The sequence below is a fragment of the Stenotrophomonas sp. YJH_SMC_27 genome (assembly GCF_059369815.1).
The window spans coordinates 227219-252190 of sequence record NZ_JCAFTA010000006.1; the positions used below are offsets into that span (position 1 = coordinate 227219).

General features: G+C 67.6%; 23 protein-coding genes. 14 read left to right on the forward strand and 9 right to left on the reverse strand.

Annotated features, from left to right (window positions below):
- Positions 1-246: 246 nt before the first annotated feature.
- The 3 genes from olsF to AC5P7R_RS11500 all read left to right on the forward strand — a co-directional run bounded on the left by olsF (position 247) and on the right by AC5P7R_RS11500 (position 3950).
- The gene (gene olsF, locus AC5P7R_RS11490) at positions 247-1962 is read left to right on the forward strand and encodes a bifunctional ornithine lipid synthase OlsF (RefSeq protein WP_478436210.1); all 1716 of its coding nucleotides are present in this window, start codon (positions 247-249) and stop codon (positions 1960-1962) included.
- Positions 1959-2759, forward strand: coding sequence for a UDP-2,3-diacylglucosamine diphosphatase (locus AC5P7R_RS11495; protein ID WP_227853644.1), 801 nt, complete (start codon positions 1959-1961; stop codon positions 2757-2759). The genes olsF and AC5P7R_RS11495 overlap by 4 nt, the downstream gene beginning before the upstream one ends.
- A gap of 123 nt (positions 2760-2882) precedes the next feature.
- Positions 2883-3950 (forward strand): metal-dependent hydrolase, encoded by a 1068-nt coding sequence (locus tag AC5P7R_RS11500; protein ID WP_021203446.1) that lies wholly within the window; start codon positions 2883-2885, stop codon positions 3948-3950.
- A gap of 57 nt (positions 3951-4007) precedes the next feature.
- Here the strand turns inward: AC5P7R_RS11500 and AC5P7R_RS11505 are convergent, their stop codons facing one another.
- The 5 genes from AC5P7R_RS11505 to AC5P7R_RS11525 all read right to left on the reverse strand — a co-directional run bounded on the left by AC5P7R_RS11505 (position 4008) and on the right by AC5P7R_RS11525 (position 8912).
- A complete protein-coding gene (locus tag AC5P7R_RS11505; protein ID WP_021203447.1) occupies positions 4008-4835 on the reverse strand; it encodes a class I SAM-dependent methyltransferase in 828 nt (275 codons plus the stop codon).
- A 63-nt stretch (positions 4836-4898) separates the two neighbouring features.
- Positions 4899-5894: a tRNA dihydrouridine synthase DusB gene (dusB, locus tag AC5P7R_RS11510; protein WP_031270248.1), complete on the reverse strand. Its 996-nt coding sequence runs from the start codon at positions 5892-5894 to the stop codon at positions 4899-4901.
- 147 nt (positions 5895-6041) lie between these two features.
- Complete coding sequence (locus AC5P7R_RS11515; RefSeq protein ID WP_021203449.1) at positions 6042-6473, reverse strand: hypothetical protein; 432 nt, start codon at positions 6471-6473, stop codon at positions 6042-6044.
- Between the two features lie 149 nt (positions 6474-6622).
- Positions 6623-7588, reverse strand: coding sequence for a ribokinase (locus AC5P7R_RS11520; RefSeq protein WP_019661097.1), 966 nt, complete (start codon positions 7586-7588; stop codon positions 6623-6625).
- A 25-nt stretch (positions 7589-7613) separates the two neighbouring features.
- On the reverse strand, positions 7614-8912 hold the full coding sequence (locus AC5P7R_RS11525) for a NupC/NupG family nucleoside CNT transporter (RefSeq protein WP_019661098.1): 1299 nt from the start codon (positions 8910-8912) through the stop codon (positions 7614-7616).
- A gap of 193 nt (positions 8913-9105) precedes the next feature.
- On the opposite strand from AC5P7R_RS11525, the gene AC5P7R_RS11530 reads away from it, so the two are divergent.
- From AC5P7R_RS11530 to AC5P7R_RS11550, 5 genes are all read left to right on the forward strand, one after another.
- Positions 9106-10077 (forward strand): aldo/keto reductase, encoded by a 972-nt coding sequence (locus AC5P7R_RS11530; protein ID WP_207049924.1) that lies wholly within the window; start codon positions 9106-9108, stop codon positions 10075-10077.
- A gap of 293 nt (positions 10078-10370) precedes the next feature.
- Positions 10371-10565 (forward strand): hemin uptake protein HemP, encoded by a 195-nt coding sequence (gene hemP / locus AC5P7R_RS11535; RefSeq protein ID WP_005412278.1) that lies wholly within the window; start codon positions 10371-10373, stop codon positions 10563-10565.
- A gap of 153 nt (positions 10566-10718) precedes the next feature.
- Positions 10719-12962, forward strand: a complete 2244-nt coding sequence (locus AC5P7R_RS11540; RefSeq protein WP_478436211.1) for a TonB-dependent hemoglobin/transferrin/lactoferrin family receptor — start codon at positions 10719-10721, stop codon at positions 12960-12962.
- Between the two features lie 4 nt (positions 12963-12966).
- Positions 12967-13566, forward strand: coding sequence for a ChuX/HutX family heme-like substrate-binding protein (locus tag AC5P7R_RS11545; RefSeq protein ID WP_188250054.1), 600 nt, complete (start codon positions 12967-12969; stop codon positions 13564-13566).
- Positions 13567-13639: 73 nt separating this feature from the next.
- Positions 13640-14566 (forward strand): DUF6607 family protein, encoded by a 927-nt coding sequence (locus AC5P7R_RS11550; protein WP_478436212.1) that lies wholly within the window; start codon positions 13640-13642, stop codon positions 14564-14566.
- Positions 14567-14673: 107 nt separating this feature from the next.
- Here AC5P7R_RS11550 and AC5P7R_RS11555 read toward each other — a convergent pair whose 3' ends face one another.
- Positions 14674-17184 carry an ABC transporter permease gene (locus AC5P7R_RS11555; RefSeq protein WP_478436213.1) on the reverse strand — a complete coding sequence of 837 codons (2511 nt, stop codon included), beginning with the start codon at positions 17182-17184 and terminating at the stop codon, positions 14674-14676.
- Positions 17181-17828 (reverse strand): ABC transporter ATP-binding protein, encoded by a 648-nt coding sequence (locus AC5P7R_RS11560; protein WP_478436214.1) that lies wholly within the window; start codon positions 17826-17828, stop codon positions 17181-17183. Before AC5P7R_RS11560 ends, AC5P7R_RS11555 begins: the two co-directional genes overlap by 4 nt.
- Positions 17829-17903: 75 nt before the next feature.
- Between AC5P7R_RS11560 and AC5P7R_RS11565 the strand changes: the two genes are divergently transcribed.
- From AC5P7R_RS11565 to AC5P7R_RS11575, 3 genes are all read left to right on the forward strand, one after another.
- Entirely contained in the window at positions 17904-18548 is a 645-nt protein-coding gene (locus AC5P7R_RS11565; RefSeq protein WP_058980396.1) for an arylesterase, read from the forward strand.
- Positions 18549-18635: 87 nt separating this feature from the next.
- Entirely contained in the window at positions 18636-19349 is a 714-nt protein-coding gene (locus AC5P7R_RS11570) for a response regulator transcription factor (RefSeq protein ID WP_002811889.1), read from the forward strand.
- Between the two features lie 153 nt (positions 19350-19502).
- Positions 19503-20774 carry a sensor histidine kinase gene (locus AC5P7R_RS11575; RefSeq protein WP_478436215.1) on the forward strand — a complete coding sequence of 424 codons (1272 nt, stop codon included), beginning with the start codon at positions 19503-19505 and terminating at the stop codon, positions 20772-20774.
- A gap of 93 nt (positions 20775-20867) precedes the next feature.
- On the opposite strand, the gene AC5P7R_RS11580 is transcribed toward AC5P7R_RS11575, so the two are convergent.
- The gene (locus tag AC5P7R_RS11580) at positions 20868-21569 is read right to left on the reverse strand and encodes an SGNH/GDSL hydrolase family protein (RefSeq protein ID WP_019661108.1); all 702 of its coding nucleotides are present in this window, start codon (positions 21567-21569) and stop codon (positions 20868-20870) included.
- A 212-nt stretch (positions 21570-21781) separates the two neighbouring features.
- Between AC5P7R_RS11580 and AC5P7R_RS11585 the strand changes: the two genes are divergently transcribed.
- The 3 genes from AC5P7R_RS11585 (at position 21782) to AC5P7R_RS11595 (ending at position 24347) form a co-directional block, all read left to right on the forward strand.
- Positions 21782-22177: a diacylglycerol kinase gene (locus tag AC5P7R_RS11585; protein WP_019661109.1), complete on the forward strand. Its 396-nt coding sequence runs from the start codon at positions 21782-21784 to the stop codon at positions 22175-22177.
- A 33-nt stretch (positions 22178-22210) separates the two neighbouring features.
- Positions 22211-22960: a TerC family protein gene (locus AC5P7R_RS11590; RefSeq protein ID WP_019661110.1), complete on the forward strand. Its 750-nt coding sequence runs from the start codon at positions 22211-22213 to the stop codon at positions 22958-22960.
- Between the two features lie 226 nt (positions 22961-23186).
- On the forward strand, positions 23187-24347 hold the full coding sequence (locus AC5P7R_RS11595) for an MFS transporter (RefSeq protein ID WP_111102172.1): 1161 nt from the start codon (positions 23187-23189) through the stop codon (positions 24345-24347).
- Between the two features lie 420 nt (positions 24348-24767).
- On the opposite strand, the gene AC5P7R_RS11600 is transcribed toward AC5P7R_RS11595, so the two are convergent.
- Positions 24768-24972, reverse strand: a 205-nt coding sequence (locus AC5P7R_RS11600; protein ID WP_495213860.1) for an integrase core domain-containing protein, incomplete at its 5' end; no start/stop codon positions are given.

Below are 24972 nucleotides of genomic sequence, written 5' to 3' on the forward strand. Positions count from 1 at the left end.
TACCGGTTGCCGGTGGTTAAGCCCGCGTAGGCCTGGCAGGGGCCGTCGTGACGGGATTGGGGCCCGGCCTCGAGGCCCAGTGTTCCACCAGCGTGACGACGGACGGGGCTGTCCAACCCCGGACCGCGCAGGCCGCGACCCTGCCGGACCGGCCGTCATCGTTCTGCCCCGAAACCGCCATCTGGCTGCCGCCTGCCGGGCGCAGGCTGTCGGCCAATCCGGCCGCCGGGCATGAGTGGATCCGCCATGCAGGAACTCGAACAGCGTCTCCAGCAACGCTTCCCCGATTGGTTCCATGGCCGTCGTGGCCAGCTGGCACGGCCGCTGCTGCGCAGCGTCGGTCGCTGGTCGCGGTTGGACCAGATCGAGGCCTTCCTGAAGCGCAGTGCAGGGTTGCGCGGATTCGGCTTCGTCGCCGCCGCCCTGGAATTCGTCGATGGCCAGTACCAGGTGGATCCGGCCGCGCTGGCGAAGATCCCGGCCACCGGCCGCCTGCTGATTGCTGCCAATCATCCGTCCGGGGCGCTGGACGCGCTGGCGCTGCTGGACGCGGTCGGCCGCATCCGCCGTGACGTGCGGATCGTGGCGAACGATCTGTTGGGGGCTATCGCGCCACTGCAGGATCTGCTGTTGCCGGTGCGCATCCTTGGCGGCAAGGCCCAGCGCGGCAGTCTGCACGCGGTGGAGGAGGCGCTGGCCGCCGAGCAGTGCGTGATCGTGTTCCCGGCCGGCGAGGTCTCGCGCCTCTCGCTGCGAGGCATCCGCGATGGTCGCTGGCAGCGCGGGTTCGTGCGCTTTGCCCGCGCCGCCGGGGCGCCGGTGCTGCCAGTGCGGGTGGAAGCGCGCAACTCGGCGCTGTTCTACGGCGCATCAACCCTGTTCAAGCCGGCCGGCACCGCCCTGCTGGCACGCGAGATGTTCACCCGTCGTGGCCGCCCGCTGCGGCTGAGCATCGGCGAGCCGATGCGGCTGGGCGATGGCGGTGACCCGGGCGCACAGCTGCTGGCGGTACGTCGCGCGCTGTATGCGCTGGGCCGCAATGGCGCGGCCGGCAATGCCGCTGCCTGCGCAGGCCCTGAGCCGCTGGCCGCCCCGGTGCCCCCTTCGCAGGTTGCCGCAGGGATTGCCGCAGCGACCCAGCTGGGCCAGACCGCCGATGGCAAGCAGATTCTGCTGGCCGCCTGTACTGCCGATTCGCCGCTGCTGCTGGAGCTGGGCCGCCTGCGCGAACTGACCTTCCGCCAGGTGGGCGAGGGCACCGGGCGCAGCCGTGACCTCGACAACTACGACCCGCAGTACGAGCACATCGTGATCTGGGACGCCGCCGCGCAGCGCATCGCCGGCGCGTACCGGATCATGCGCGGCGCCCACGCACTGGCCCGGCACGGCCTGTCCGGGCTCTACAGCGCGTCGCTGTTCCGCTATTCCGACGATGCCATCACCCACATCGCCGAGGGCCTGGAACTGGGCCGCAGCTTCGTGGTGCCCGACTACTGGGGCAGCCGCAGCCTGGACTATCTGTGGCAGGGCATCGGCGCCTACCTGCAGTGCCGGCCGGGCATCCGCTACCTGTTCGGCGCCGTGTCGATCAGCGCGGCGCTACCGCGTGAAGCGCGCGAGCAGCTGGTGGCGTACTACCAGCGCTATTACAGCGGTACCGCTGGCATGGCCGAATCGAACCGCCCGTTCCAGTACTTCGCCGCACCGCCCAGTTTCGGTGAGCTGGATGCAGGCGCCGCGTTCGAGGTGCTCAAGGCCAACCTGGCTGCGCTCGGTACCGGCGTACCCACGCTGTACCGCCAGTACACCGATCTGTGTGAACCCGGTGGTGCCCGCTTCCTCGCCTTCGGTGTCGACCCGGACTTCAGCGATTCGATCGACGGCCTGATCGAAGTGGACCTGTGTGCGATCCGGCCGAACAAGCGCAAACGCTACCTGCGCGACGCAGGGACGCCGGCATGAGCGCGCTGGCGAACCTGTCGCCGCACCGGCGCGCAGTGTTCGTCTCCGATGTGCATCTGGGTTCACGTCATTGCCATGCCACCGAGCTGGCACGGTTCCTCTTGCAGCTGCGTTGCGAACGGTTGTACCTGGTCGGCGACATCATCGACCTGTGGTGGATGGCGCATCGCCGCGCCAACTGGCGGCAGTCGCACAGTGAAGTCATCCAGGCCCTGCACGCCCTGCGCCGCGCAGGGACCGAGATCATCTACATTCCCGGCAACCACGACGCATCGCTGCGCCACATATGCGGGGTGATGTTGCCGGCCATGCAGGTGCGCCGCCGTGCCATCCACGTGACCGCCGATGGCCGCAGGTTGCTGGTCGCACACGGCGACGAGTACGACGGCGTGACCCACTTCGGTGGCCTGCAGGAGAAATTCGGCGACTGGCTGTACTACCGCATCCTCACCGGCAACCAGGCCCTGAATGCAGTGCGGCGTCGGCTGGGCATGCGCTACTGGTCGCTGTCGGAGTTCCTGAAGAAGCGCAGCGGCGCCGCCGAACGCTACATCGAGCGCTTCGTGCAGGCCGGGCTGGACGATGTCCGCCGTCGCGGGCTGGATGGCATCGTCTGTGGCCACATCCACCGAGCTGCGTTGATTGAACGCGATGGCCTGGTCTACGCGAACGACGGCGACTGGGTGGAAAGCCTGACCGCGCTGGCCGAAGACCATGATGGCGCGCTGCGCCTGCTGGACCACAACGGCCAGACGCTGGCGGAGCTGCCGGGCGCACGCATGTCGCAGGCGGCGTAACCCGCCCGCGTCTGTACCCTTGTAGAGCCGAGCCCATGCTCGGCTGCCGTTACACGCAATGAAGAGCAGCCGAGCATGGGCTCGGCTCTACATGCACCGCCCGCAAGCCGCTAGCATCGGCCCATGGACTCCCTGACCCAGATCGTGCTCGGTGGCGCCGTCGCTGCTGCCATCGCCCCGCCTGGCCACCGCCGCGCGGCCCTGCTGGCCGGTGCCGCGCTTGGCACCCTGCCGGACCTCGACGCCCTGTGGCTCGGTTTCACCGCAGCCGATCCGGTGGCGAACATGATCGAGCACCGCAGTTTCAGTCATTCGCTGCTGGTGCTGCCCTGGGTGGCCGCATTGATCTGGTGGCTGTTCAAGCGCTTCGGCAATGGCCGCGTCGCGCAGTCACCGCTGCGCTGGTTCTGGGCGATCCAGCTGGCGCTGGTCACCCATCCGCTGTTGGATGCGTTCACCGTCTACGGTACCCAGCTGTGGTGGCCGTTGCGGCCACATCCGACCATGGGTTCCAGTGTCTTCATCATCGATCCTGGCTACACGGTATGGCTGCTGCTGGGCTGCGTGCTGGCCTGGTTCGGTCGCGCCCGGTCCTGGGTGGGCAAGGTGCTGGGCGTGGCGCTGCTGATCAGCAGTGGCTACCTGGGCTGGGGCCTGATCGCCAAGGCACTGGTCGACCGTGCCGCGCAGCAGAGCCTGTCCGCGATGGGCCTGGGCGATGCGCCGCGCTTCTCGGTGCCGATGCCGTTCAACACCCTGCTGTGGCGGGTGGTGGCGATGACGCCCAACGGCTACGTGGTGGGTGATCGCTCGCTGGTGGCCGACCACGGGCCGATGCGGTTCGAAGGCCATGCGTCCAACGTGCAGGCCTTGCGCGAAGCGGGGGGCATTCCGGCAGTGCGGCGCCTGCAGTGGTTCAACCGTGGCTTCATGCGTGCGCAGGTCGTGGACGGCCGGCTGGTGCTGAGCGACCTGCGCATGGGGCTGGAGCCGGACTACACCTTCAATTTCGTCGTGGCCGAGCAGGCCGACGGGCAGTGGCGGGCAATCGTTCCCGAGCAGGTGCGCGTGGACTACAGCAGTCCCGCCGCGCGTGCCGACGCCGGTCGCCGCCTGGCGGCGATGTGGCAGCGGATCTGGCAGGAGCCGGCGGCGGCGCCGGGCGCGGCCGACCACACCGCCGTGCATTGATCAGTGGATCCACGCATGGCGTGGCTCTGCGGCCTCGATCGGCAGCAGAACACCGGATCAATACACCGTGGCGCGGCCCTGGACGAACGAATAGAAGAACACCGCATTCGGGTCGTTCTGCACCAGGCGGAACTCGCGGCGCATGCCTTCCACGGTTTCCTCGTCCACCGAGCCGGCCTGCAGCAGCTGGTCGGCCGCCGACAGCAGCAGCTGCTCCCAGAACGCGATCATCGTCTTGCGGCGCGCCGGTTCACGGTTGTCCAGGTGGATGGTCTTGATCTCGGTGTGCACGTCGCGGAAGCCGCCGGCCAGCAGCAGGTTGCCCAGCTTGGCGCCGACGAACGGGTCGCCACCATGGTCGTACTGGAAATCGTTGAACGCCATCCAGTAGCGCCAGATGTGCGGCGAATACGGATCGAGCAGGAAAGAGGCGTTCATCACCTCGGTGATGTACACCGGCGAACCCGGTGCCAGCACGCGGCGCACTTCGCTGAGTACGCGCGCCGGTGACGGCACGTGTTCCAGCACCCAGCACAGGAACGCGGAGTCGAAGCTGCGGGCCTCGAACGGCAGCTCGCCGGCATCGGCCTGCTGCAGGGTGTATCTGTCGCTGCACCATGGCGTACGTGACAGGTTTTCGCGTGCGGTAGCCAGCTGCGCTTCGCTCAGGTCCACGCCGGTCACGTGCAGCTCGGGGAAGCGGCGCAGCAGGATCTCGGTCTGTGCACCAACGCCACTGCCGACTTCCAGCAGGCGCCGCGCGCCGCTGTAGTCGATCTGGCCGAAGATGCTCGATTCCAGCAGCCGGGCCTGGGTCATGAGGCGCTGCTGCTCGGTGCCGGAAAACCCGTGGAGGTAGGTGGGAGAGGAGATCGGCGGGGTCATGGAGGCGGGCTCTCGGAGTTCAATTCGGTCGAGCAGGCTCGACGTTGCGACGCGGCAGGGCGGTCAGGCGGCCGAAGGCAGCGCCGGTTCCCCGGCGATCAGGCGGTCGAAGTACTCGGTGGTCAGCGCGATCTGGCTCTGTGGGTCTTCGGCACGGTTGACCACGGCGCGGAAGGCGGCGTTCTCCGGCCGGTCCTTGGCATACCAGCCCAAGTGCTTGCGCGCGATGCGCACGCCCTGCGGCTCGCCATAGAACGCATGCAGCGCATGCAGGTGGCCGAGCAGGATGTCGCGCACTTCCGCCAACGACGGCGGTGGCAGTTCGTCGCCGGTGGCCAGGTAGTGCGCCACCTCGCGGAAGATCCACGGCCGGCCCTGTGCGGAGCGGCCGATCATCACCGCGTCCACGCCGGTTTCCTTCAGCACGTAGGCCGCCTTCTGCGGCGAATCGATATCGCCGTTGGCGATCACCGGAATGCGCAGTGCGGCCTTGATCTCGCCGATGGTGGCGTACTCGGCCTGGCCGGTGTAGTGCTGGTCGCGGGTGCGGCCGTGCACGGCCAGTGCAGCGATACCGCTGTCCTCGGCGATGCGCGCGATCAGCGGGCCATTGCGGTGGTCACAGTCCCAACCGGTGCGGATCTTCAGCGTGACCGGCACGTCCACCGCGTTGACCACGGCTTCGAGGATGCGCGCCACCAACTGCTCGTCGCGCATCAGCGCCGAGCCGGCCCAGGCGTTGCACACCTTCTTGGCCGGGCAGCCCATGTTGATGTCGATGATCTGCGCGCCGTGGTCGACGTTGTAGCGCGCGGCCTCGGCCAGCTGCTGCGGCTCGGTCCCGGCGATCTGCACGCTGATCGGTGCCGGTTCGCCGTCATGGTCCATGCGGTGGATCGACTTGCGCGTGGTCCAGAAGCGCGGGTCGCTGATGGTCATTTCCGAGGCGGCCAAGCCCGCGCCCAGCCGTTTGCACAGCAGGCGGAAGGGTTTGTCGGTGACGCCGGCCATGGGCGCCAGCACGACGTTCGGAGCAATGGTGTACGGGCCGATCTGCATGCGCCCATTGTAGGGCGCCGACAGCGACGCGGCCGTATCGGCTGCGCCCCGGTTCAGGCCGATCGGCACCGACCTCATGCCGTACCGGCATCAGCAGATGCTTGACGGTTGCTTCCGCCGCCCCCAAGGGCGGGCGAAGGTGGGCGGCTACCCCAGGCGCTGCCAGGCCTGGCGGGTACCCAGTGCGAAGGCCAGCCCCAGGCTGAGGCAGACCAGTGAACTGACCATCCAGAAGCGCCGGCCGTTGTAGCCGGGCCGCAGCAGCGCCAGCCCGAAGCCCATCGCGGCGCGCAGCAGCAACAGCAGGGCGATGCCCGACAGGACCAGACGACTGGCCGGCAGTGGCGAATGCCAGCCCGCAGCGGCCAGTGCGTACAGCGTCCAGGCCACCAGCACGGCCGTGATGCCGGCGGTCATCAGCGGTGGCCACCAATGCCCGGCCTGTGCCAGCCGGACCACGCGCTGGCCGGCACCGAAGTACCTGTACCACGCGGCGCCGAAGGCGATGCAGCCGATATGCAGCAGCGCCGCGGCGGCACTGCCTGCGGCCGCGACCAGCAACCAGGGGAATCCGTCCATGTCCTGCCCGTGCAAGGAAGCTGCGCGGATCGTGAGCGAGGGGCAGGATGTGGGCAATGCGACAGGCGGTCGCAGGGGCTGGGCAATGGGCGAAAGAAAGGCCCAGGTGCCTGTGCACCCGGGCCTTGTCATCCACGCGTGGCGTGGAATTACTTGGCTTCGGCGTCGGCCGGGGTGAAGCGCGGCATCGCCGCTGCAGCGCCTTCCTTCTCGGTCGAGCGACCGGCGAACTGGTTGGCAAAGCGCACGTGGCGGGCGAACGGTGCATCGGCCACCTGTGCCAGCGACGCAGCCAGCGCACCGTTGAAGGCATCACCGGCACCGGTGGTGTCGATGGCCTGCACCTGTTCGGCACCGACGCGGTAGTACGGCTGGGTATCGCCGCGCAGGTTCTCGTCGGCGTGAGAGACGAACACGCCCACCGAACCCAGCGTCACCACCACGGTACCGTTGCCGACCAGCTTGCGGCACAGCGCATGCAGGCTGGCGCCATCCAGCGCCGCGACGTCGTTGGCATCCACGCGCTCGCCGACATGGCGGCCGAGCAGGGCGGCGAACTCGGTCTCGTTCGGGGTGATCACATCGGCCAGCTTGAGCAGGCCGATGGTCGAGGGCGCATCGGCCGGCGCGGTGTTGAGCACGGTGGTGACACCGGCCTCGCGGGCCGTGGCCAGCGCCGCTTCGATGGTCTGCACCGGCGATTCCAGCTGCACCAGCACCACCTTGGCACCGGCCAGCAGGGCCTGCTGCTGTTGCAGGAAATCGGTGCCCAGCGCGGCATTGGCGCCGGGGCCGATCACGATCGTGTTGCGGCCACGGGCATCGACGTAGATGCCGGCGGTGCCGGTCGGCTCGCTGCTGGCCTCGGCGATCAGCGCGAAGCCATCGTGCGCAGCCAGTTCGCGCGCAGTGGCGCCACCGGCGTCATCGCCCAACGCACACACGAAGTGGGTGTCCGCACCAGCGCGGCAGGCCGCCACGGCCTGGTTGAAGCCCTTGCCACCGGGGCCGGTGCTGTAGCGGCCGGCAATGGTCGCACCCGGTGCCGGCAGCGTTTCGCACCGCCACACGTGATCGACATTGAAGGAACCGACGACAACGACACTGCTGCTCATAGGAAATCTTTTCTCAACCAGGGGTTCAACTGAAGTGCGTCAGCACGCCGGCGATGGTCGCCGTCATGAAGGTGGCAATGGTACCGCCCAGCACCGCGCGCAGGCCGAACTTGGCCAGGTCGTGGCGGCGCTCCGGCGCCAGGCCACCGATACCGCCGATCTGGATCGCGATCGAGCTGAAGTTGGCGAAGCCGCACAGCGCGTAAGTGGCAATCAGGCGGCCTTCGGCGGACAGGCTCACGCCCGGGATCTGGCCGTTCACGATCTGCGACAGTTCGGTGTAGGCGACGAACTCGTTGATCACGACCTTCTGGCCGATCAGCGAGCCGACGGTGGTGGCGTCGGCCCACGGCGTGCCGATCACCCAGGCGATCGGGGCCAGCAGATAGCCGAAGATGGTCGACAGGTTGGTCGGCTTGCCGATGGCAGCGGCCAGGCCGGTCACTTCGCCCACCCAGGTCAGCGGCGCGTTCAGCAGCGCGATAAGGGCGATGAAGGCCAGCAGCATCGCGCCGATGTTCAGTGCCAGCTTCAGGCCGTCACCGGCGCCGGCAGCGGCGGCATCGATGATGTTGCTGGAGGTCTTTTCGACTTCCATCTTCACCGTGCCGCGGGTCAGCGGGGTGCCGGTTTCCGGAATCAGCAGCTTGGCCACGACCAGGGTGGCCGGGGCCGCCATGATGCTGGCCGCCAGCAGGTGCTTGGCGTAGAAAGCCTGCTGCGCCGGATCGCCGCCGCCCAGCATGCCCACGTAGGCCGCCAGCACGCCGCCGGCGATATGCGCCATGCCGCCGATCATCATGGTCAGCAGTTCGGACTGGGTCATCCTGGCGATGTACGGGCGAACGGTCAGCGGCGCCTCGGTCTGGCCGATGAAGACGCTGGCGCAGACGCTGGTGGTTTCCGCGCCGGACACGCGCATCACCTTGGTGATCGACCAGGCCATCACGCGCACGATCGCCTGCATGACGTTGAGGTGGTACATCACCCCCATCAGCGCCGAGAAGAAGATGATGGTCGGCAGCACCTGGAAGGCGAAGATGAAGCCGTAGTTCTTGGTGTCCATCAACGAGCCGAAGATGAAGCCCGAGCCCTCGTTGACGAAGCTGAGGATCTTGACGAAGCCCTTGCCCAGCGCATCGAACACGTCGCGCCCGCCCGGCACCAGGATCACCAGCGCCGCAAAGGCGATCTGCAGGGTGATACCGGTGGCAACCAGCTTCCAGTCAACTGCACGCTTGTTGTTGGAAAACAACCAGGTGATGCCGATCAGCACCGCCAACCCGAACAGGCCGAAGCCGATCCTGCCCAAACCTTCGACCATGTGAGTGACTCCCCTGGGGCGTCGCGAAAAACGGGAAGCCTAGTGCAGGGCAGGGGCCGGGGCAAGAAAAAGCAGCGTGCGCGCACCCAACGGTACCGATCGGGCCAGCAACGGCAAGGGCTTGCGGCCGGTGGCGGCAGGTAGAATGGAGTTCGATCCCGGCCCGGATGCGGGCCCGCAGCAGGAGATTCGCATGCAATACCGTCGCTTGGGCTCCACCGGCCTGCCGATTTCCGCCCTGTCCTTCGGCGCCTGGGTGACCTTCGGTGACCAGATCCCGCGCGACGAGGCCCGCAACCTGGTGGCGGCCGCCTGGGATCATGGCGTCAACTTCTTCGACAATGCCGAGGGCTATGCCAACGGCCACGCCGAACAGGTGATGGGCGATGTGATCGCCGACCTGCGCCTGCCGCGCGACGGTTTCTGCGTCTCCAGCAAGGTGTTCTTCGGCAGCGCCAAGGACCCGCGGCCGACCCAGCGCGGACTGTCGCGCAAGCATGTGACCGACGCCTGCCACGCTGCACTCAAGCGCCTGCGGGTGGACTACCTGGACCTTTATTACTGCCACCGCCCGGATCCGGACGCACCGGTCGCCGAGACCGTGCATGCCATGGACACCCTGGTACGGCAGGGCAAGATCCTTTACTGGGGCACCTCGGAGTGGTCGGCGGCGCAGATCCAGCAGGCGCTGGACATCGCGCAGGCGCGCAACCTGCAGGGCCCGTCGATGGAGCAGCCGCAGTACAACCTGCTGCACCGCGAGCGGGTCGAGGTCGAGTACGCGCCGCTGTATGCCGGTGCCGGCCTGGGCACCACCATCTTCTCGCCGCTGGCCTCGGGCCTGCTCACCGGCAAGTACGACCAGGGCATTCCGGCCGATGCGCGGCTGGGCCGGGAAGGCATGCAGTGGTTGCAGGACCTGGTGCTGGGTGCCGACGCCGAAGCCCGCCTGGCCCAGGTGCGCCGCTTCAGCGAGGTGGCGCGTGCGCTGGGGCAGGCGCCGGCCACGCTGGCCATCGCCTGGTGCCTGCGCAACCCGAATGTCTCCAGCGTGATCCTCGGCGCCAGCCGGGTCAGCCAGCTGCTGCAGAACCTGCAGGCACTGGAGGTGCTGGAGCAGGTCGACGCCGCCGGCTGGGCGCAGGTCGAAGCCGTCTTCGCCTGAACCCCGGGGCCGACCGGGCCTCGGGGGCCTCGGTCGGGCCGGCTTGGCCGAGGGAACAGGAACGGGAACGGTAGAGTCGACTGTTAGTCGACTGCTTCGAATAACCGACTGCTTCGAGCAACAGCAGTCGACCAACAGTCGACTCTACACACCTGCTTCGCCATTTAATTGATGCGATCTATCGAATTACGGAATTCGATCATTAATCTCACCAATGAAATTGAGAATGGTTGTTGATTGTCAACTGAGAATCATTATCATTTAACTCGTCCCTCGCACGAGTCCAGATGCTCATGAATGCTCAACCTGTACTGCTGCGCCCCGAAACGCTGACCCTCCGCGATCGTCCGGTCCGTGTCGTTCCGCCGGAAGAGGTCATCGACAGCGAAGCCCTGCTCAAGGGCCGTCGTGAAATCCTGATCCAGCACGGCGACCGTTTCTATCGCCTGCGGCACACCAGCAACGACAAGCTGATCCTGACCAAGTAATCGCGGTCTGGTCGCCCGCCTCCCTCCCTCCTGCCGGCAGCGCCGACAGGGTGGGCGACCCGTCCGCTCCCGCTCTCTCCCCCTCGGTCTACCGCGTGCACCTTCCGGGTGCGCCGGTAACCGGGGGTTCCCCTGCCTGACCGAACGAACCCGATGACCCGCCATACCGCCCTTTGCCTTGCTGTCTGGATGGCGCTGCCGCTGTCCGCCCACGCTGCTGCCACTGCTGCCCCCGATGCGCGCGAATTCGATCGGGTGCAGGTCACCGCCACCCGCACCGAGCGGGCGCTGAGCGACGTGGCGGCCACCGTGGATGTCATCGACCGTGAGCAGATGGACCGGCACCTGGTGCAGGACATCAAGGATCTGGTGCGCTACGAGCCGGGCCTGTCGGTCACCCGCAGCGCGACCCGCTTCGGCCTGGATGGTTTCCGCATCCGTGGCCTGGACGGCAACCGCGTGCGCATCCAGACCGACGGCATCGTCATGCCGACCCGGTTCGACATCGGTTCGTTCGCCAGTTCCAACCGCAACTTCACCGACCTCGATACGCTCAAGCGCGTCGAGATCGTGCGTGGACCGGCCAGCCCGCTGTACGGCTCCGATGCACTCGGTGGCGTGGTCGCGTTCGTGACCAAAGACCCGGCCGACTATCTCAAGGACGGCAAGAACAGCTACTTCGGCCTGAAGTTCGGCTACGACGGTGAGTGGAAGGGCCTGCTCGGCGGTGCCACGGCCGCCTTCGGTGGCGACCACTGGAGCGGCCTGGTCAACGTCAACCACCACCAGGGCCAGGAAACGGACAACAAGGGCACGGTTCGCAGCGACAACGACACCCGCACCGCGTCCAATCCGCAGGATCGCGACGGCCGCAGCCTGCTCAGCAAACTGGTCTATGCACCCAGCGAGGACCAGCGCTTCCGCCTGACCGTGGAAGGCAACGAAGACACCACCGATACCAATGTGCTGTCGGCGATCGCCAGCGTTGCACCGCGCCCCGGCGCGATGGCTGCGGCCACTGGCATGAAGTCCCACGACACCCAGAAGCGCAACCGCGTCTCCTTCGCCCACGAAATGGATGCGCTGGACCAGCCGTTCGCCGACAGCCTGCACTGGCAGGTGTACGCGCAGAACAGCGAAACCCGGCAGCAGACCGACGAAACGCGCACCGACGGCACCCGCCGCCACCGCGTGTTCTCCTTCGACCAGCATGCCTATGGCCTGCAGGCGCAGTTCAACAAGGCGTTCACCACCGGCAGCGTCGAGCACGCAGTGACCTACGGTTTCGAAGGCACCCGTACCGAGATCCGCCAGAAGCGCGACGGCTACCAGGTCAGCAAGGCGGGCGTGGTCAGCAACACGGTGTTGCCGGACACCTTCCCGGTGCGTGACTTCCCGATCAGCAAGACTACCGAGCTGGGCCTGTATGCACAGGATGAGATGCGCTTTGCCGATGGCAGGCTGTCGCTGGTGCCGGGCGTGCGCGTGGACCGCTACGAGCTGAAGTCGGAAGTGGACAGCGTCTTCGCCGAAGACAACCCGACCACGGCCGTGGCGCAGCTGAAGAAGACCAGCGTGTCGCCGAAGCTGGGCATGGTCTGGCGCTTTACCGACGAATGGTCGCTGTTCGCCGGTTATGCGCGTGGCTTCCGTTCGCCGCCGTACAACGACGTCAACATCGGCCTGACCAACATCGCCTTCCGCTATACCGCCATCGCCAATCCGGATCTGAAGCCGGAAACCAGCGACGGTTACGAACTGGGCCTGCGCTTCATCGCGCCGGCGGCGTACGTCAGCGTCAGCGGCTACTACAACGACTACAAGGATTTCATCGAGTCCAACGTCGATACCGGTCGCAACGCGCAGGGTTTGACCGTGTTCCAGTCGCAGAACATCGCCGACGCGCGCATCTATGGCGCGGAAATGAAGGCCGGCATCGAGTTTGGCGAACTCAGCCCGGCGCTGAAGGGCTGGGCGCTGCGCAGTGCGTTGGCATGGTCGCGTGGTGACAACCGGACCGATGACGAACCGCTGGCCTCGGTCGATCCGCTGCGTGGCACGCTGGGCCTGATGTACGACACCGATACCTGGGGCGTCGAACTGGCCGGTACCTTCGTGCAGCGCAAGAAGCGCCTGCCGCCGCCTGCGGCGCAGACCAATCCGAACGCACCGGCACCGTTCGTCTACCAGCCGGCCGGCTACGGCGTGCTGGACCTGATGGCGCACTGGAACTTCGCGCCGGGTGCCACCTTCAATGTCGGCGTGTTCAACCTGGCCGACAAGCGCTACATCGAATGGTCGTCGATCACCCCGAGCCTGATCACCGATCGCGCACTGAGCGATCGTTTCAGCAGCCCGGGCCGCACCTTCTCCGCCAGCCTTGCCGTTTCCTGGTGATCTCATGAGCCGAGCCTTGTCCGCACGCAGGAATGACTCCATCGCCGCGCCGAACAGCGCGGCCTGGCCGACCCCGGCACAGCTGGCCACGCTCGGCACCGTGTTGTGCCTGTACCACGCCGACGGCAACGAGCTGGGCGGCTGGCGCCAGGCCGTACGCGTACACGCCTGCCAGGGCGTGGACAGCGAGGGCCTGCGCGAAAGCCTGTGCTTCCTTGATGGCCGCGGCCGCTGCGTGTGGCGCCTGTACCTGCTGCCCGACAGTGATTTCCTGGCCTGGGACCGTCTGGTCGCGCCGCTGCCGCCGGGACCGGAACACGACAGCGAGGCGAGCGTTGGCGAACGCCTGTGGCGGCGCCTGGCCGGCCATCTTGGCGGCCAGCGCTGGCGCCTGTGCGCGCTGCGCCTGCATGCCGCCGACGACAGACGCACGCTGGCCGCCAGTCTGTCGACCCTGTCCTCGCTGGGCGCGGCCACCGCGCGCCGCATCGCACGCCTGGAAGGTGCTGAAGGCGAGCTGGTGATCGACGACTGCTGCTGTGCCGACGCCGCCCGGCGTCCGGCGCCCCAGATTCCCGGCGACCTGCCGCTGATCCGCCTGTGACCCTCTCCTGATGGAACGCCCGTTGGCCACGGATGGCCCCTCAATGAATCTGCACCCCCGAAGGAAGACCCCGATGAAGCTCCAGACAGCCAGCGCCATGCTGCTGCTCGCCGCCAGCGGCGTGGCCAGCGCGCAGCCCTCCGATATCGCCCGCGACCACGACAGCATCCTCGCCATGCAGGGTGAGTACACCGTGGACTTCGCCTTCGACGAGACCGTGCTGCTGAAGCCGGGCTACGAGCGTGCACCGGCGATGCGCAGCGGCGGCAGCGAAGTGGTCATCGTGGTTGAGGACACCCCGAAGCGCATCGTGCTGCAGCACCTGCTGCTGGATGAAAAGAGCGGCCACATCACCAAGCACTGGCGCCAGGACTGGGTGTACGAAGCACCGAATCGTTTCGAGTTCAGCGCCGACCAGACCTGGAAGGTGCGCAATATTCCGTCGGCGGTGAACCAGGGCGCCTGGACCCAGTGCGTGTACGAAGTGAGCGACGCACCGCGCTACTGCGGCACCGGCACCTGGACCTACACCAACAACGTGCCGAGCTGGACCAGCGACCTGAGCTGGCGCCCGCTGCCGCGCCGTGAGTACACCAAGCGCAGCGACTACAACGCGCTGGCCGTGATCAACCGCCACACGTTGACCCCGAACGGCTGGACCCACGAACAGTTCAACACCAAGGTGCAGCGCAACGCCGACGGCAGCCAGGTGGAGATCGCCCGCGAGTTCGGCTTCAACGACTACGTGAAGACCACCGAGGTCGACTTCACCCCGGCGCGTGACTACTGGAAGGCCACTGCCGGCTACTGGGCCAAGGTGCGCCAGCGTTGGGATGGTTTCCTGACCCAGGCGCCGGGCGTGCACCTGAAGACCAGGATCGACGGCATGGCGATGATCATCCCGCTGTTCACCCAGGCCGAAGAGATCCAGTCCGGCAAGAAGGTGAAGGACAAGCAGATTGACGACGTGTTCGCCAAGTACGTGGAAAAGGCCCAGTAGAGCCACGCCATGCGTGGATGTGCTTATTCCTTGAACACTGGCAACGCCGTCATGTGCACTTGGTAGGTGCCGAGCTTGCTCGGCACGCGCCCCGGTCCAGCGCCGCCTCAGGCCTCACGCAGCGCCAATGCCGGCGGCGTATGCAGGATCGCCCGCGTACCCCACCAGCCTGCCAGCAGGCTCAGCCCGATGCCGACCACGCCGCCGATCAGCAGGCCCGGCCACGGCGGCAGCAACGGCAGCTCGAACACCTTCTGCGAGACTGCCACGCCGATGACGGCCGCCGCGCCCACTGCGAGCAACGCGGCCAGCGTGCCCAGTGCGCCGAACTCAACGAGCACCGCGCCACGCAGCTGGCGCCGGGTCGCGCCCAGCGTGCGCAGCACCGCGCTGTCGTAGCGGCGCTCGCCCGCCGTGGCCTGCAGTGCGGCCAGCAGCACCAGCACGCCGGCCAGCAGGCTGAATACCATCACCAGCTGCACCGCCTGCGCGACCCGCTCCATCACATCGCGCACCTGCGAGATCACCGCGTCCACGTCCAGCAGCGACAGGTTGGGCTGCGCGCGCACCAGCTCGCCCAGCCCGGCCGCGTTGCCGGACGGCAGATGGAAGGCCGACAGCAGGTTGTGCGGCGTATCGCCCACCGCGTTGGGGTTCAACAGCACGAAGAAATTCGGCCGGAACGTGTTCCAGTCGGCCTTGCGGATGCTGGTGACGGTGAACTCGCGCTGCTGCTCGCCTACGGAAATCGTAATGCGATCGCCCAGGTGCGCGCCGTAGCGCCGCGCCCAGCCGGTTTCCACCGAGGCTTCCGCCGCGGTGCTGCCGGCCTGCCAGAAGCGGCCTTCCAGCAGCGCATTGGCGGGCGGGAACGTGCTGCGCCAGCTGAAGTTCAACGGCCGGTTCTCGTCGTCGTCCTCGCGGGGGCCGTTGCTCGTGCCGTTCCCTTCGGTGGCGGCCGGGTCCACGCGCAGCGGCGGCTTGCCGTTGATCGCGATCAGGCGACCGGTCGCCATCGGTTCGATGCTGGCGTCGTTGGCCCCCAGTCCGCGCAGCGCGGCCAGCACGCTGTCACGCTGTCCGGGCTGGATGTTGATCAGGAAGTAGTTCGGCGTATCCGCGGGCAGGCGTTCGCGCCACTGCTGCAGCAGGCCGGGGCCGGTCACCGCCAGCAGCAACAGCGCGCACAGCGACAGCGACAGCCCGACCAGCTGCATCACCGCCAGCATCCGGCGCCGGGTCAGCGCCGCCAGGCCCAGCCGCCAGCGGCCGTGCAGACGGTGCTGCAGGCCGCGCAGCAGCTGCAGCAGCACGAAACCGACCACGCCGGCCGCCACCGCCAACGCGGCCAGGCCGCCCAGCACCCATAGCGCCAGCTTGAGATCACCGGTCACCTGCACCGCCAGCAGCAGGCTGGCCGCCAGCGCTGCTACGTAGGCCAGCAGCGAGGCCGGGGGCAGGGCGGCGAAGGAGCGGTTGAGCACGCGCATCGGCGGCACCCCGCGTAGGCGCAGCAGCGGCGGCAGGCCGAAACCGAACAGCAGCAACAGGCCGATGCCGGCGCCGGTCAGCGCCGGCATTGCCTCGGGTAGCGGCAAGCGCTGCGGCACCAGGCTGCCCAGTACCTGCACCAGACCTTCCTGCGCAGCCATGCCCAGGCCGATGCCGAGTGCGCAGGCCGGCACTGCCAGCATCAGCAGCTGCAGTGCCAGACCGGACAGAATGTCGCGCTGGCGCGCGCCCAGGCAGCGCAGGATCGCCACCTGGTCGATGCGGCGCAGGGCAAAACGGTTGGCCGCCAGCGCGGTCGCCACGCCGGCAAGCAATACCGCCAGCAGCGCGCTCAGGCCGAGGAAGCGCCCGGCAAGATCAAAGGCCTGGCGCACGCCGCGCTGGGTGTCGTCCACGCTCAGCAGGCGAAGGCCTTTCACCTGTGGCAGCAGCCACTGGCGCAACGCGGCAACCTGGTCGGCGGAGCCGGCGAACATCAGCCGGTAGTTGATGCGGCTGCCGGGGCCAAGCAGGCCTGTGCCTTCCACATCGGCGCGGTTGACCAGCAGGGTGGGGGAGAGCGTCAGCAGGTCGCCACCGGTATCCGGTTCGGCCTCGATGATGCCGGCGATGCGCAGCGTGCCGGCGCCGAATTCGAGGTCATCGCCGGCTTTCAGCCCCAGTCCCTGCAACAGGCGCGGGTCGGCATAGGCCTGGCCCTTGGGCGGCATGCCGGCATCGGCGATCAGGGCGCCGCCGGGTGTGGCCCGCACCCGCAGCGTGCCACGCAGCGGATAGCCCGCCTGCACCGCCTTGATGCTGGCCATCTGGCTGGCATCACCGTTGAACAGCACGCTGCCGAAGCTGGCGATGCGGGTGTAGGCCAGTCCACGCCGCTGTGCCTCGTCGGCGAACGCCTGCGGCGGGTCATCGCGCCCGACGATGCCAAGGTCGCCGCCGAGCATTTCCGCAGCGCTGCCGGTCAGCGCCAGGTTGACCCGGTTGACCAGCGTGCCCACCGCGGTCATCACCGCCACGCCCAGCACCAGTGCGGCGAACACGGTCAGCAGGTCACCGGCCAGGGCCTCGCGACGCAGCGCGCGCCACGCGTGCCGCAGCAGGTTCATGCCTGCGCCCCATGCTCGACCGGCAGCAGCCGGCCGTCGTCGATGCGATGGATGTACTGGCAGCGCTGGGCCAGGCGCAGGTCGTGGGTGACCAGCACCAGGGTGGTGCCGCTGCCGGCGTTGAGTTCGAACAGCAGGTCGCTGATGTGCTGGCCGGTGGCGTGGTCCAGCGAGCCGGTCGGTTCGTCGGCGAACAGGATGCGCGGGCGGGTGACGAACGCACGCGCCAATGCCACGCGCTGCTGCTCGCCGCCCGACAACTGGCGCGGATAGTGGCGGGCGCGATGGGCCAGCCCGACCTGGGCCAGCACTTCATCGACCCGCGCACGGTCTTCGCGCCCGGCCAGTTCCAGTGGCAACGCGACGTTTTCGGCGGCGGTCAGCGCCGGTAGCAGGTGGAAGCTCTGGAACACGAAGCCAACCTCACGCGCGCGCAGCTGGGCCCGCGCTTCTTCATCGAGGTCGCCCAGGTCCTGGCCCGACAGCGCAATGCGGCCGCGGCTGGGCAGGTCCAGCCCGGCCAGCAGCCCGAGCAGGGTGGTCTTGCCCGAACCGGAGGCGCCGACGATGGCCGCGCTGGTGCCTTCATGGACGGTCAGGGTGATGTTGTCCAGTATGTGGACTTCACCCTCCGGGCCCTGCACGGATTTGCCGACCTGGTCGACGGCGATGGCGACGGGCGCGCTGCGGGGGGACAGGCTGTCGATGAGGAGACTCCAATGCGCAAGACGGGATGGAGCCGGCGAGCCGGCGCGATGGTGGTGCTGCTGCTAGGGTTCCTGCTGTTGCCGGGGCTGGCCTGTGCCAAAGGTCCGGCCCGCACCGTGCTGGTGCTCGGCGACAGCCTCAGTGCCGCCCACAATATCCCTGCCGACGCCGGCTGGGTCAGCCTGCTGCAACAGCGGGTCAGGCAGCAGTCGAAAACCCCGGCGCGCATCGTCAACGCCAGCATGAGCGGGGAGACCACCGCCGGCGCGCTGACCCGCCTGCCGGGCCTGCTGGCGAAGGAAAAGCCGACGGTGGTGGTGATCGCGCTGGGCGGCAATGACGCATTGCGTGGGCTGACCCCGGCGCAGGTGCAGGGCAACCTGGAAAAGATGGTGCAGGCCAGCCAGAAGGCCGGCGCGAAGGTATTGCTGCTGGGCATCGACGTACCGCCCAACTACGGGCCGGCCTATCGCCAGCGCCTGGCTGCGGCCTACAAGGCGCTGGCCACGCAGTACGAGGTGCCGCTGCTGCCCTTCCTGCTGGAAGGCGTGGCCCTCCAGCCGGGCATGATGCAGGCCGACGGCCTGCACCCGACCGCAGAGGCGCAGCCGAAGCTGCTGGACAACGTCTGGCCGCTGCTCAGGCCGCTCCTCTGAACCGTTTGTGTACCTCTTGACGGAACTTCACATCGCGTCCACCGTCGATCCGGCATGTTTCACAAAGCTGAAGTTAGAGGGAATCACATGCGTCAGACGAAGGAGACCTCCGGCTTGGTGCTGGTGGTCGAAGACAACCGCAACATCTCCGAGATGATCGGCGAATACCTGGAAGGTCGCGGCTTCGAAGTCGACTATGCACAGGACGGCCTGGATGGCTACCGCCTTGCGGCGGAGAACAGCTATGACGTCGTGGTGCTCGACTTGATGCTGCCGCGCCTGGATGGCATCGAAGTGTGCCGTCGCCTGCGCAACGATGCGCGCAAGTCCACCCCGGTGCTGATGCTCACGGCACGCGACACGCTGGACGACAAGCTCACCGGCCTCGGGTTCGGCGCCGATGACTACCTGACCAAGCCGTTCGCGATCCAGGAGCTGGAAGCCCGCCTGCGCGCGCTGATCCGCCGCGAACGTCGCCAGGTGGGTTCGGAGGTGCTGAAGGTCGCCGACCTGGTGCTCGATCCGGTCAGCATGCGGGCCACCCGTGCCGGTACCGAGCTGCAGCTGTCGCCGATCGGCCTGCGCCTGCTGACCATCCTGATGCGCGAATCGCCGCGCGTGGTCACCCGCCAGGAGATCGAACGCGAGATCTGGGGCAATGGCCTGCCGGACTCGGACACGCTGCGCAGCCATCTGTACAACCTGCGCAAGATCATCGACAAGCCGTTCGACCGTCCGCTGCTGCACACCGTGCAGAGCGCCGGCTACCGCATTGCCGATATCGCACAGCCGATGGCCTGATCGGGGCCGGGCCGGTGCAGCATCAGGCCCGGCCGGGCAACGACCCCGCATCGGGCACGGATGACCGGCCGGCGCTGCCGCCGGTCAGCGTCCGTGCACGACTACGGCGCAGCGCGCTGCCTATAATCGCAGCGCTCTGACCGGGACCCCGCAATGCCGCACGGCCTGCCGCGCAAGATCCGTATCGCCTTCATCCTGCAGGCAGTCCTGGCCAGCCTGGGCATCCTGCTCGGTGCCTGGCTGGTGTCGCTGGTCATCAAGCACAGCCTGGTCGGCGCCGCCCTGCGCGAGGAAGCGGCCTATTACTGGACGCTGCACGAGGCGTCGCCGGTGCAGCCGCCGCCCAACACCCAGAACATCCGCGGCTACCTGCTGGAAAGCGGGCAGTCGGCGCTGTCATTGCCGGCCAACCTGCGCAACCTGGAGCCCGGCTTCCACGAACTGCCTCAGGATGACCAGCTGGTGCTGGTCGATGTGCGCCCCGCCGGTCGCCTGTACCTGGTGTTCCTGCGTTCGCGTGCGGAGATGCTGGCGTTCTGGTTCGGCATCGTGCCGGTGCTGCTGACCCTGTTGGCGGTGTATGGCGCCAGCTGGGTGACCTATCGGGCTTCCAAGCGCCTGGTGTCGCCGGTGAACTGGCTGGCACGGCGCGTCTCGCGCTGGGACCCGGGCCACCCCGAAGCAGCCGATCTGGAGCCGAACAAGCTGCCGGCGGACATGCAGGGCGAGACCCGCCAGCTGGCGGCCGCACTGCATTCGCTGGCCAACCGGGTCAGCGCGCATGTGGCGCGCGAGCGCAATTTCACCCGCGACGCCAGCCATGAACTGCGCACACCGCTGACCGTCATCCGCGTCGCCAGCGACATGGCCCTTGGCGATGAAACCCTGCAGCCGCGCCTGCGCCGCAGCCTGCAGCGCATCCAGCGGGCTGGCCGCGACATGGAGGCGGTGATCGATGCGTTCCTGATCCTGGCCCGCGAGGCCGATGTCGAACCGCAGATCGAGCTGTTCGACGTCAACGACATCGTCCGCTACGAGGTGGACAATGCCAACGAACTGCTGGGGTCTCGCCCGGTGTCGGTGCACCTGCACAGCGACGGCCCGGTGCAGTTGCATGCGCCGCCGCGGGTGCTGCAGGTGGTGATCAGCAACCTGGTGCGCAATGCCTGCAGCTACACCGACGAGGGGCGCATCGACGTGCATGTGCACAACGACCGGGTGGTAGTGCGCGATACCGGTATCGGCATGTCTGCCGACGCCCTGTCGCGGGCCTTCGAACCGTTCTACCGCGCCGATCCGAGCCGCCCGCAGGGCACCGGCCTGGGCCTGTCGATCGTGCGCCGGCTGTGCGACCGCTTCGGCTGGAAGGTCAGGCTGGCCAGCGAGCCAGGGCAGGGCACGGAGGCCACGGTCATCTTCCGCTGATCCTCCGACCCCATTGCCCGTGATTCAGTAGATCCACGCCATGCGTGGATGGGGTTGCGGTAGCGCCGGGCCATGCCCGGCGTCCGCAGTCCCTCAGTTGCAGTTGACCTTCGGCGCCAGCGCCTTGGTCCAGATCGCATAGCCGGCCGGGGTCATGTGCAGCATGTCCTCGCGGAACAGCGTTGCATCCGGCTGGCCATCGGTGCCCAGCATCGGCGTGTAGATGTCGGTGAAGCCGGTGTTGGGCAGCGTGGCCAGGGCGGCCTTGATCAGCGTATTGGCCTCGTTGATCGCCGGCAGCAGATGCGCACGCGACGGGCTCGGCTTGATCGACAGGTACTCGACCCGGGTCTTCGGCAGGTCGCGATGCACGCGCTGCACGAAGGCAACCACATCGTCGCGCACCTGCACGGCGCTGCGGCCGCTGTTGAGGTCGTTGTCGCCCGCGTAGAAGAACACCTTGCACGGTGCATACGGCACCACGATGCGATCGGCATACCAGGTGCTGTCACGCACTTCCGAACCCCCGAAGCCGCGGTTGAACACCGGCTGGCCGGGGAAGTCGGTGGCCAGGCTCTCCCACATGCGGATCGAGGAGCTGCCGATGAACTCGATACCGCCACGCGGCGGCGGGCTGGCCTGGTCGGCGCTGGCGAAGTGGGCCATGTCGCTGGCCCAGGCCACGTTGGAGACCTGTTCGGGTACCCGCGGTGACTTGGCCGGGCCCAGGGCCTGGGCAAGGGGGGCGGCGGTCAGCAGGCCCAGCATCAGCAGGCAGGTACGGCGATGGGACATCAGGCGCTCCGGCAGGGTAGGGACGACCATGATAGAAGCTGGGGCAGGTCGAAGCTTGCCCCTGGCAGTCCGTTCACCGGGCCGGTGCCGGGCGGCGGCGGGCGGCCTTGTGGCAAAATGGCGGCCATCTGCCTATTCCTGTGCGCCCATGATCCCCTGCCGTGCGTCTGAGCGGTCGCTGCGCCGCGTCCCTGTTGCTGGATGTTCGCCCCGTGGCTGATCAATTCGGCCATCTGCCGCGCGGCCCGCGCCGCATCTTCCAGGCCGCCCGCTGGTCCTGGCAGGGCCTGCGCGCTGCCTGGCTGCACGAGTCGTCGTTCCGGCTGGAGGTCTACCTGCTGATCCTGCTGACGCCGCTCGCGATCTGGCTGGGCCAGACGCCGGTCGAACGCGCGCTGCTGATCGGCTCGATGCTGCTGGTGCTTGCGATGGAGCTGGCCAACTCGGCCATCGAAGCGGTGATCGAACGTTATGGCAGCGAGATCCATGAACTGGCCGGCCGCGCCAAGGACATGGGCTCGGCGGCGGTCTTCGTGCTGATGATGAACGTGCTGCTGTGCTGGGCGCTGGTCGTGGTTCCGCACGCGCTGGCCGGCAACTACGGCTGAAACCCCATTCCCCCACTGCCTTGAAGAGTTTCCATGTCCTTTGAGTTCCTCGCCGACCCCAATGCCTGGGTAACCCTGTTCACGCTCAGCGCGCTGGAAATCGTGCTCGGCATCGACAACCTGGTGTTCATTTCCATCGCGGTCAGCAAGCTGCCGGAAGAGCGTCGCCCGTTCGCCCGCAAGCTTGGCATCGCGGTGGCCTGCATCACCCGCATCGCGCTGCTGGTGTCGCTGGCCTACCTGGCGCACATGGCGGCCAACCTGTTCACCGTGGCCGGCATGGGCATCTCCATCCGCGACCTGGTGCTGATCGTTGGTGGCCTGTTCCTGATCATCAAGGGCTGCATGGAGATCAAGGAGCTGATCAGCGGCGGCGAGGATGAAGATCCCAGCACCACCAAGGCCTCGGCCGTGTTCGGCTACGTGATCGCGCAGATCGCGGTGATCGACATCGTGTTCTCGCTGGACTCGGTGATCACCGCCGTCGGCATCGCCGACCACATCCCGGTGATGGTCGCCGCGATCTTGCTGTCGGTGATGGTGATGCTGCTGGCCGCCAACCCGCTGGGCCGCTTCATCGATGCCAACCCGACCGTGAAGATGCTGGCCCTGGCCTTCATCCTGATGATCGGTGCGGTGCTGATCCTGGACGGCCTGGACGTGCACGTGCCCAAGCCCTACATCTACGCCGCGATGGGCTTCTCGGTGCTGGTGGAGTGGCTGAATCTGCTGATGCGCCGCCGCGCCCGCGAGCACAACGTGCCGGGTGCCGGCAACTGGTAAGCGCGCCACAGGCGTGTGAGTCCCTCAGAACCCCCGGCATGCCGGGGGTTCTGCGTTGTGGGGGAGGTTGGCTCTGCAACGGCACTGCGGTTTTTGCACTTTTGGCTGCGTTCCGGCCTCCACTTGTGAATCAGGATCAACAGTGTTTTCCCGGGGCGAGGCTTAATCCGGCGCAGCAAAGCGCGCAGGCTACGCACTCCCGATTCCCGCCCCCCAGGACTCCCCCATGAATTCCAGAGCCGCCTTGCTGGCGCTTGCCGTTGGCGCCTTCGCCATCGGAACCACCGAGTTTGCCCCGATGGGCCTGTTGCCGGTCATCGCCGACGGCGTCGGCGTTGGCATCCCCACTGCGGGCATGCTGATCACCGCCTATGCCGTGGGCGTGATGCTGGGCGCGCCGGTGATGACCCTGCTGATGGGGCGTTTCGGCAAGCGCACCGCGCTGATGCTGCTGATGTCGATCTTCGTCGCCGGCAATCTGTTGTCTGCGCTGGCGCCGAACTACGGGATGCTGCTGCTGTCGCGCCTGGTCACCAGCCTCAACCACGGTGCCTTCTTCGGCATCGGTGCGGTGGTCGCTGCGAGCCTGGTGCCGAAGGAAAAGCAGGCTGCGGCCGTGGCCACCATGTTCATGGGCCTGACCATCGCCAACATCGGTGGCGTGCCGCTGGCGACCTGGGTCGGCCAGCAGCTGGGCTGGCGCCTGTCCTTCGCCGGTACTGCGGCGCTGGGCCTGGTCGCGATCACTGCGTTGGGCTTCGCGCTGCCCGCGTCCGCACCGGGACCGCGCCCGGACGTGCGCCGCGAACTGAAGGCGATCCTGCAGCCGCAGGTGCTGCTGGCCATGGCCACCACCGTGCTTGGTGCGGGTGCGATGTTCACGCTGTACACCTACGTCGCACCAGTACTGACCGAGTTGACCGGCGCCTCCAATACCTTCATCGCGATGGCGCTGGCCCTGATCGGCATCGGCTTCACCCTCGGCAACGGTATCGGCGGGCGCATGGCTGACTGGTCGCTCGATGGCGCCACCCGTATCCTGCTGGCTGCCCTGGCGGTGCTGATGTTCGTGCTGCCGCTGGCTTTCATGAGCCACGCCACCGCGGCGCTGGGTGTACTGCTGTTCGGCGCGGCGACCTTCGCCCTCGTGCCGCCGCTGCAGATCCGGGTGATGCAGGTGGCCAGCGAGGCGCCGGGCCTGGCGTCGTCGATCAACGTGGGTGCATTCAACCTGGGCAATGCGGTAGGTGCTGCGCTGGGTGGTGCGGTGATCAGCTCGGGACTGGGCTACGCCGCGATTCCGGTGGCCGGTGGCCTGCTGGCCGCGTCGGGCCTGCTGCTGGCATGGCTGGGGCGTAGCCGCACCGCGGTGGCTGAGGCCTGCTGAGTGATATGGGGTTCCGGCAGGGCTTGCAGCCCTGCACCCGTTAAAGGCGAAGGCAACCGCCGAAGCAACAGCAACCGCAACAGCCGGCGCTGGTTTTCTGAGGGTTGGGCGGGGCGGTGTGGGTTGGCAGGACACGCCGTGAACCCATCCATGGGGGCTCGATGGCGCCATCCATGGCGCCAACGGTCCTGCCAACCCGCACCGCCCCACCTCGGGCAGATTGCCGCGATCGGTCGGAACGGCGTTCTGCTTTGGTAGGTGTCGACCTTGGTCGACACGAATGCCTGAAGAACCGGCTTTTGCTTTTGATTTTTTCTTTTGATCTTCCCGCGGTGCGCAGGAAATTGTCCGTGGCCGGGAGGGTGGGTCGGCTGGGGGCGTGTGATCTGGCCCCCTGAAAACGGACGCCATGAAGCCGTTTCAGGCGGCAGCCCGGAGCTGCCGGGCGTAGTTGTTAGGCGAGTGGTAGCCCAGCGCCGAGTGTAGCCGGGCTGGATTGTAGAAGCCGTGGATGTAAGCAGCGATGGACTGGCTGGCTTGTTCCCTACTGGCGTAAGGCTCGGCAGCCTCTTCTGTCTTGAGCGTCGCAAAGAAGCTCTCGGCCACCGCGTTGTCCCAGCAATTG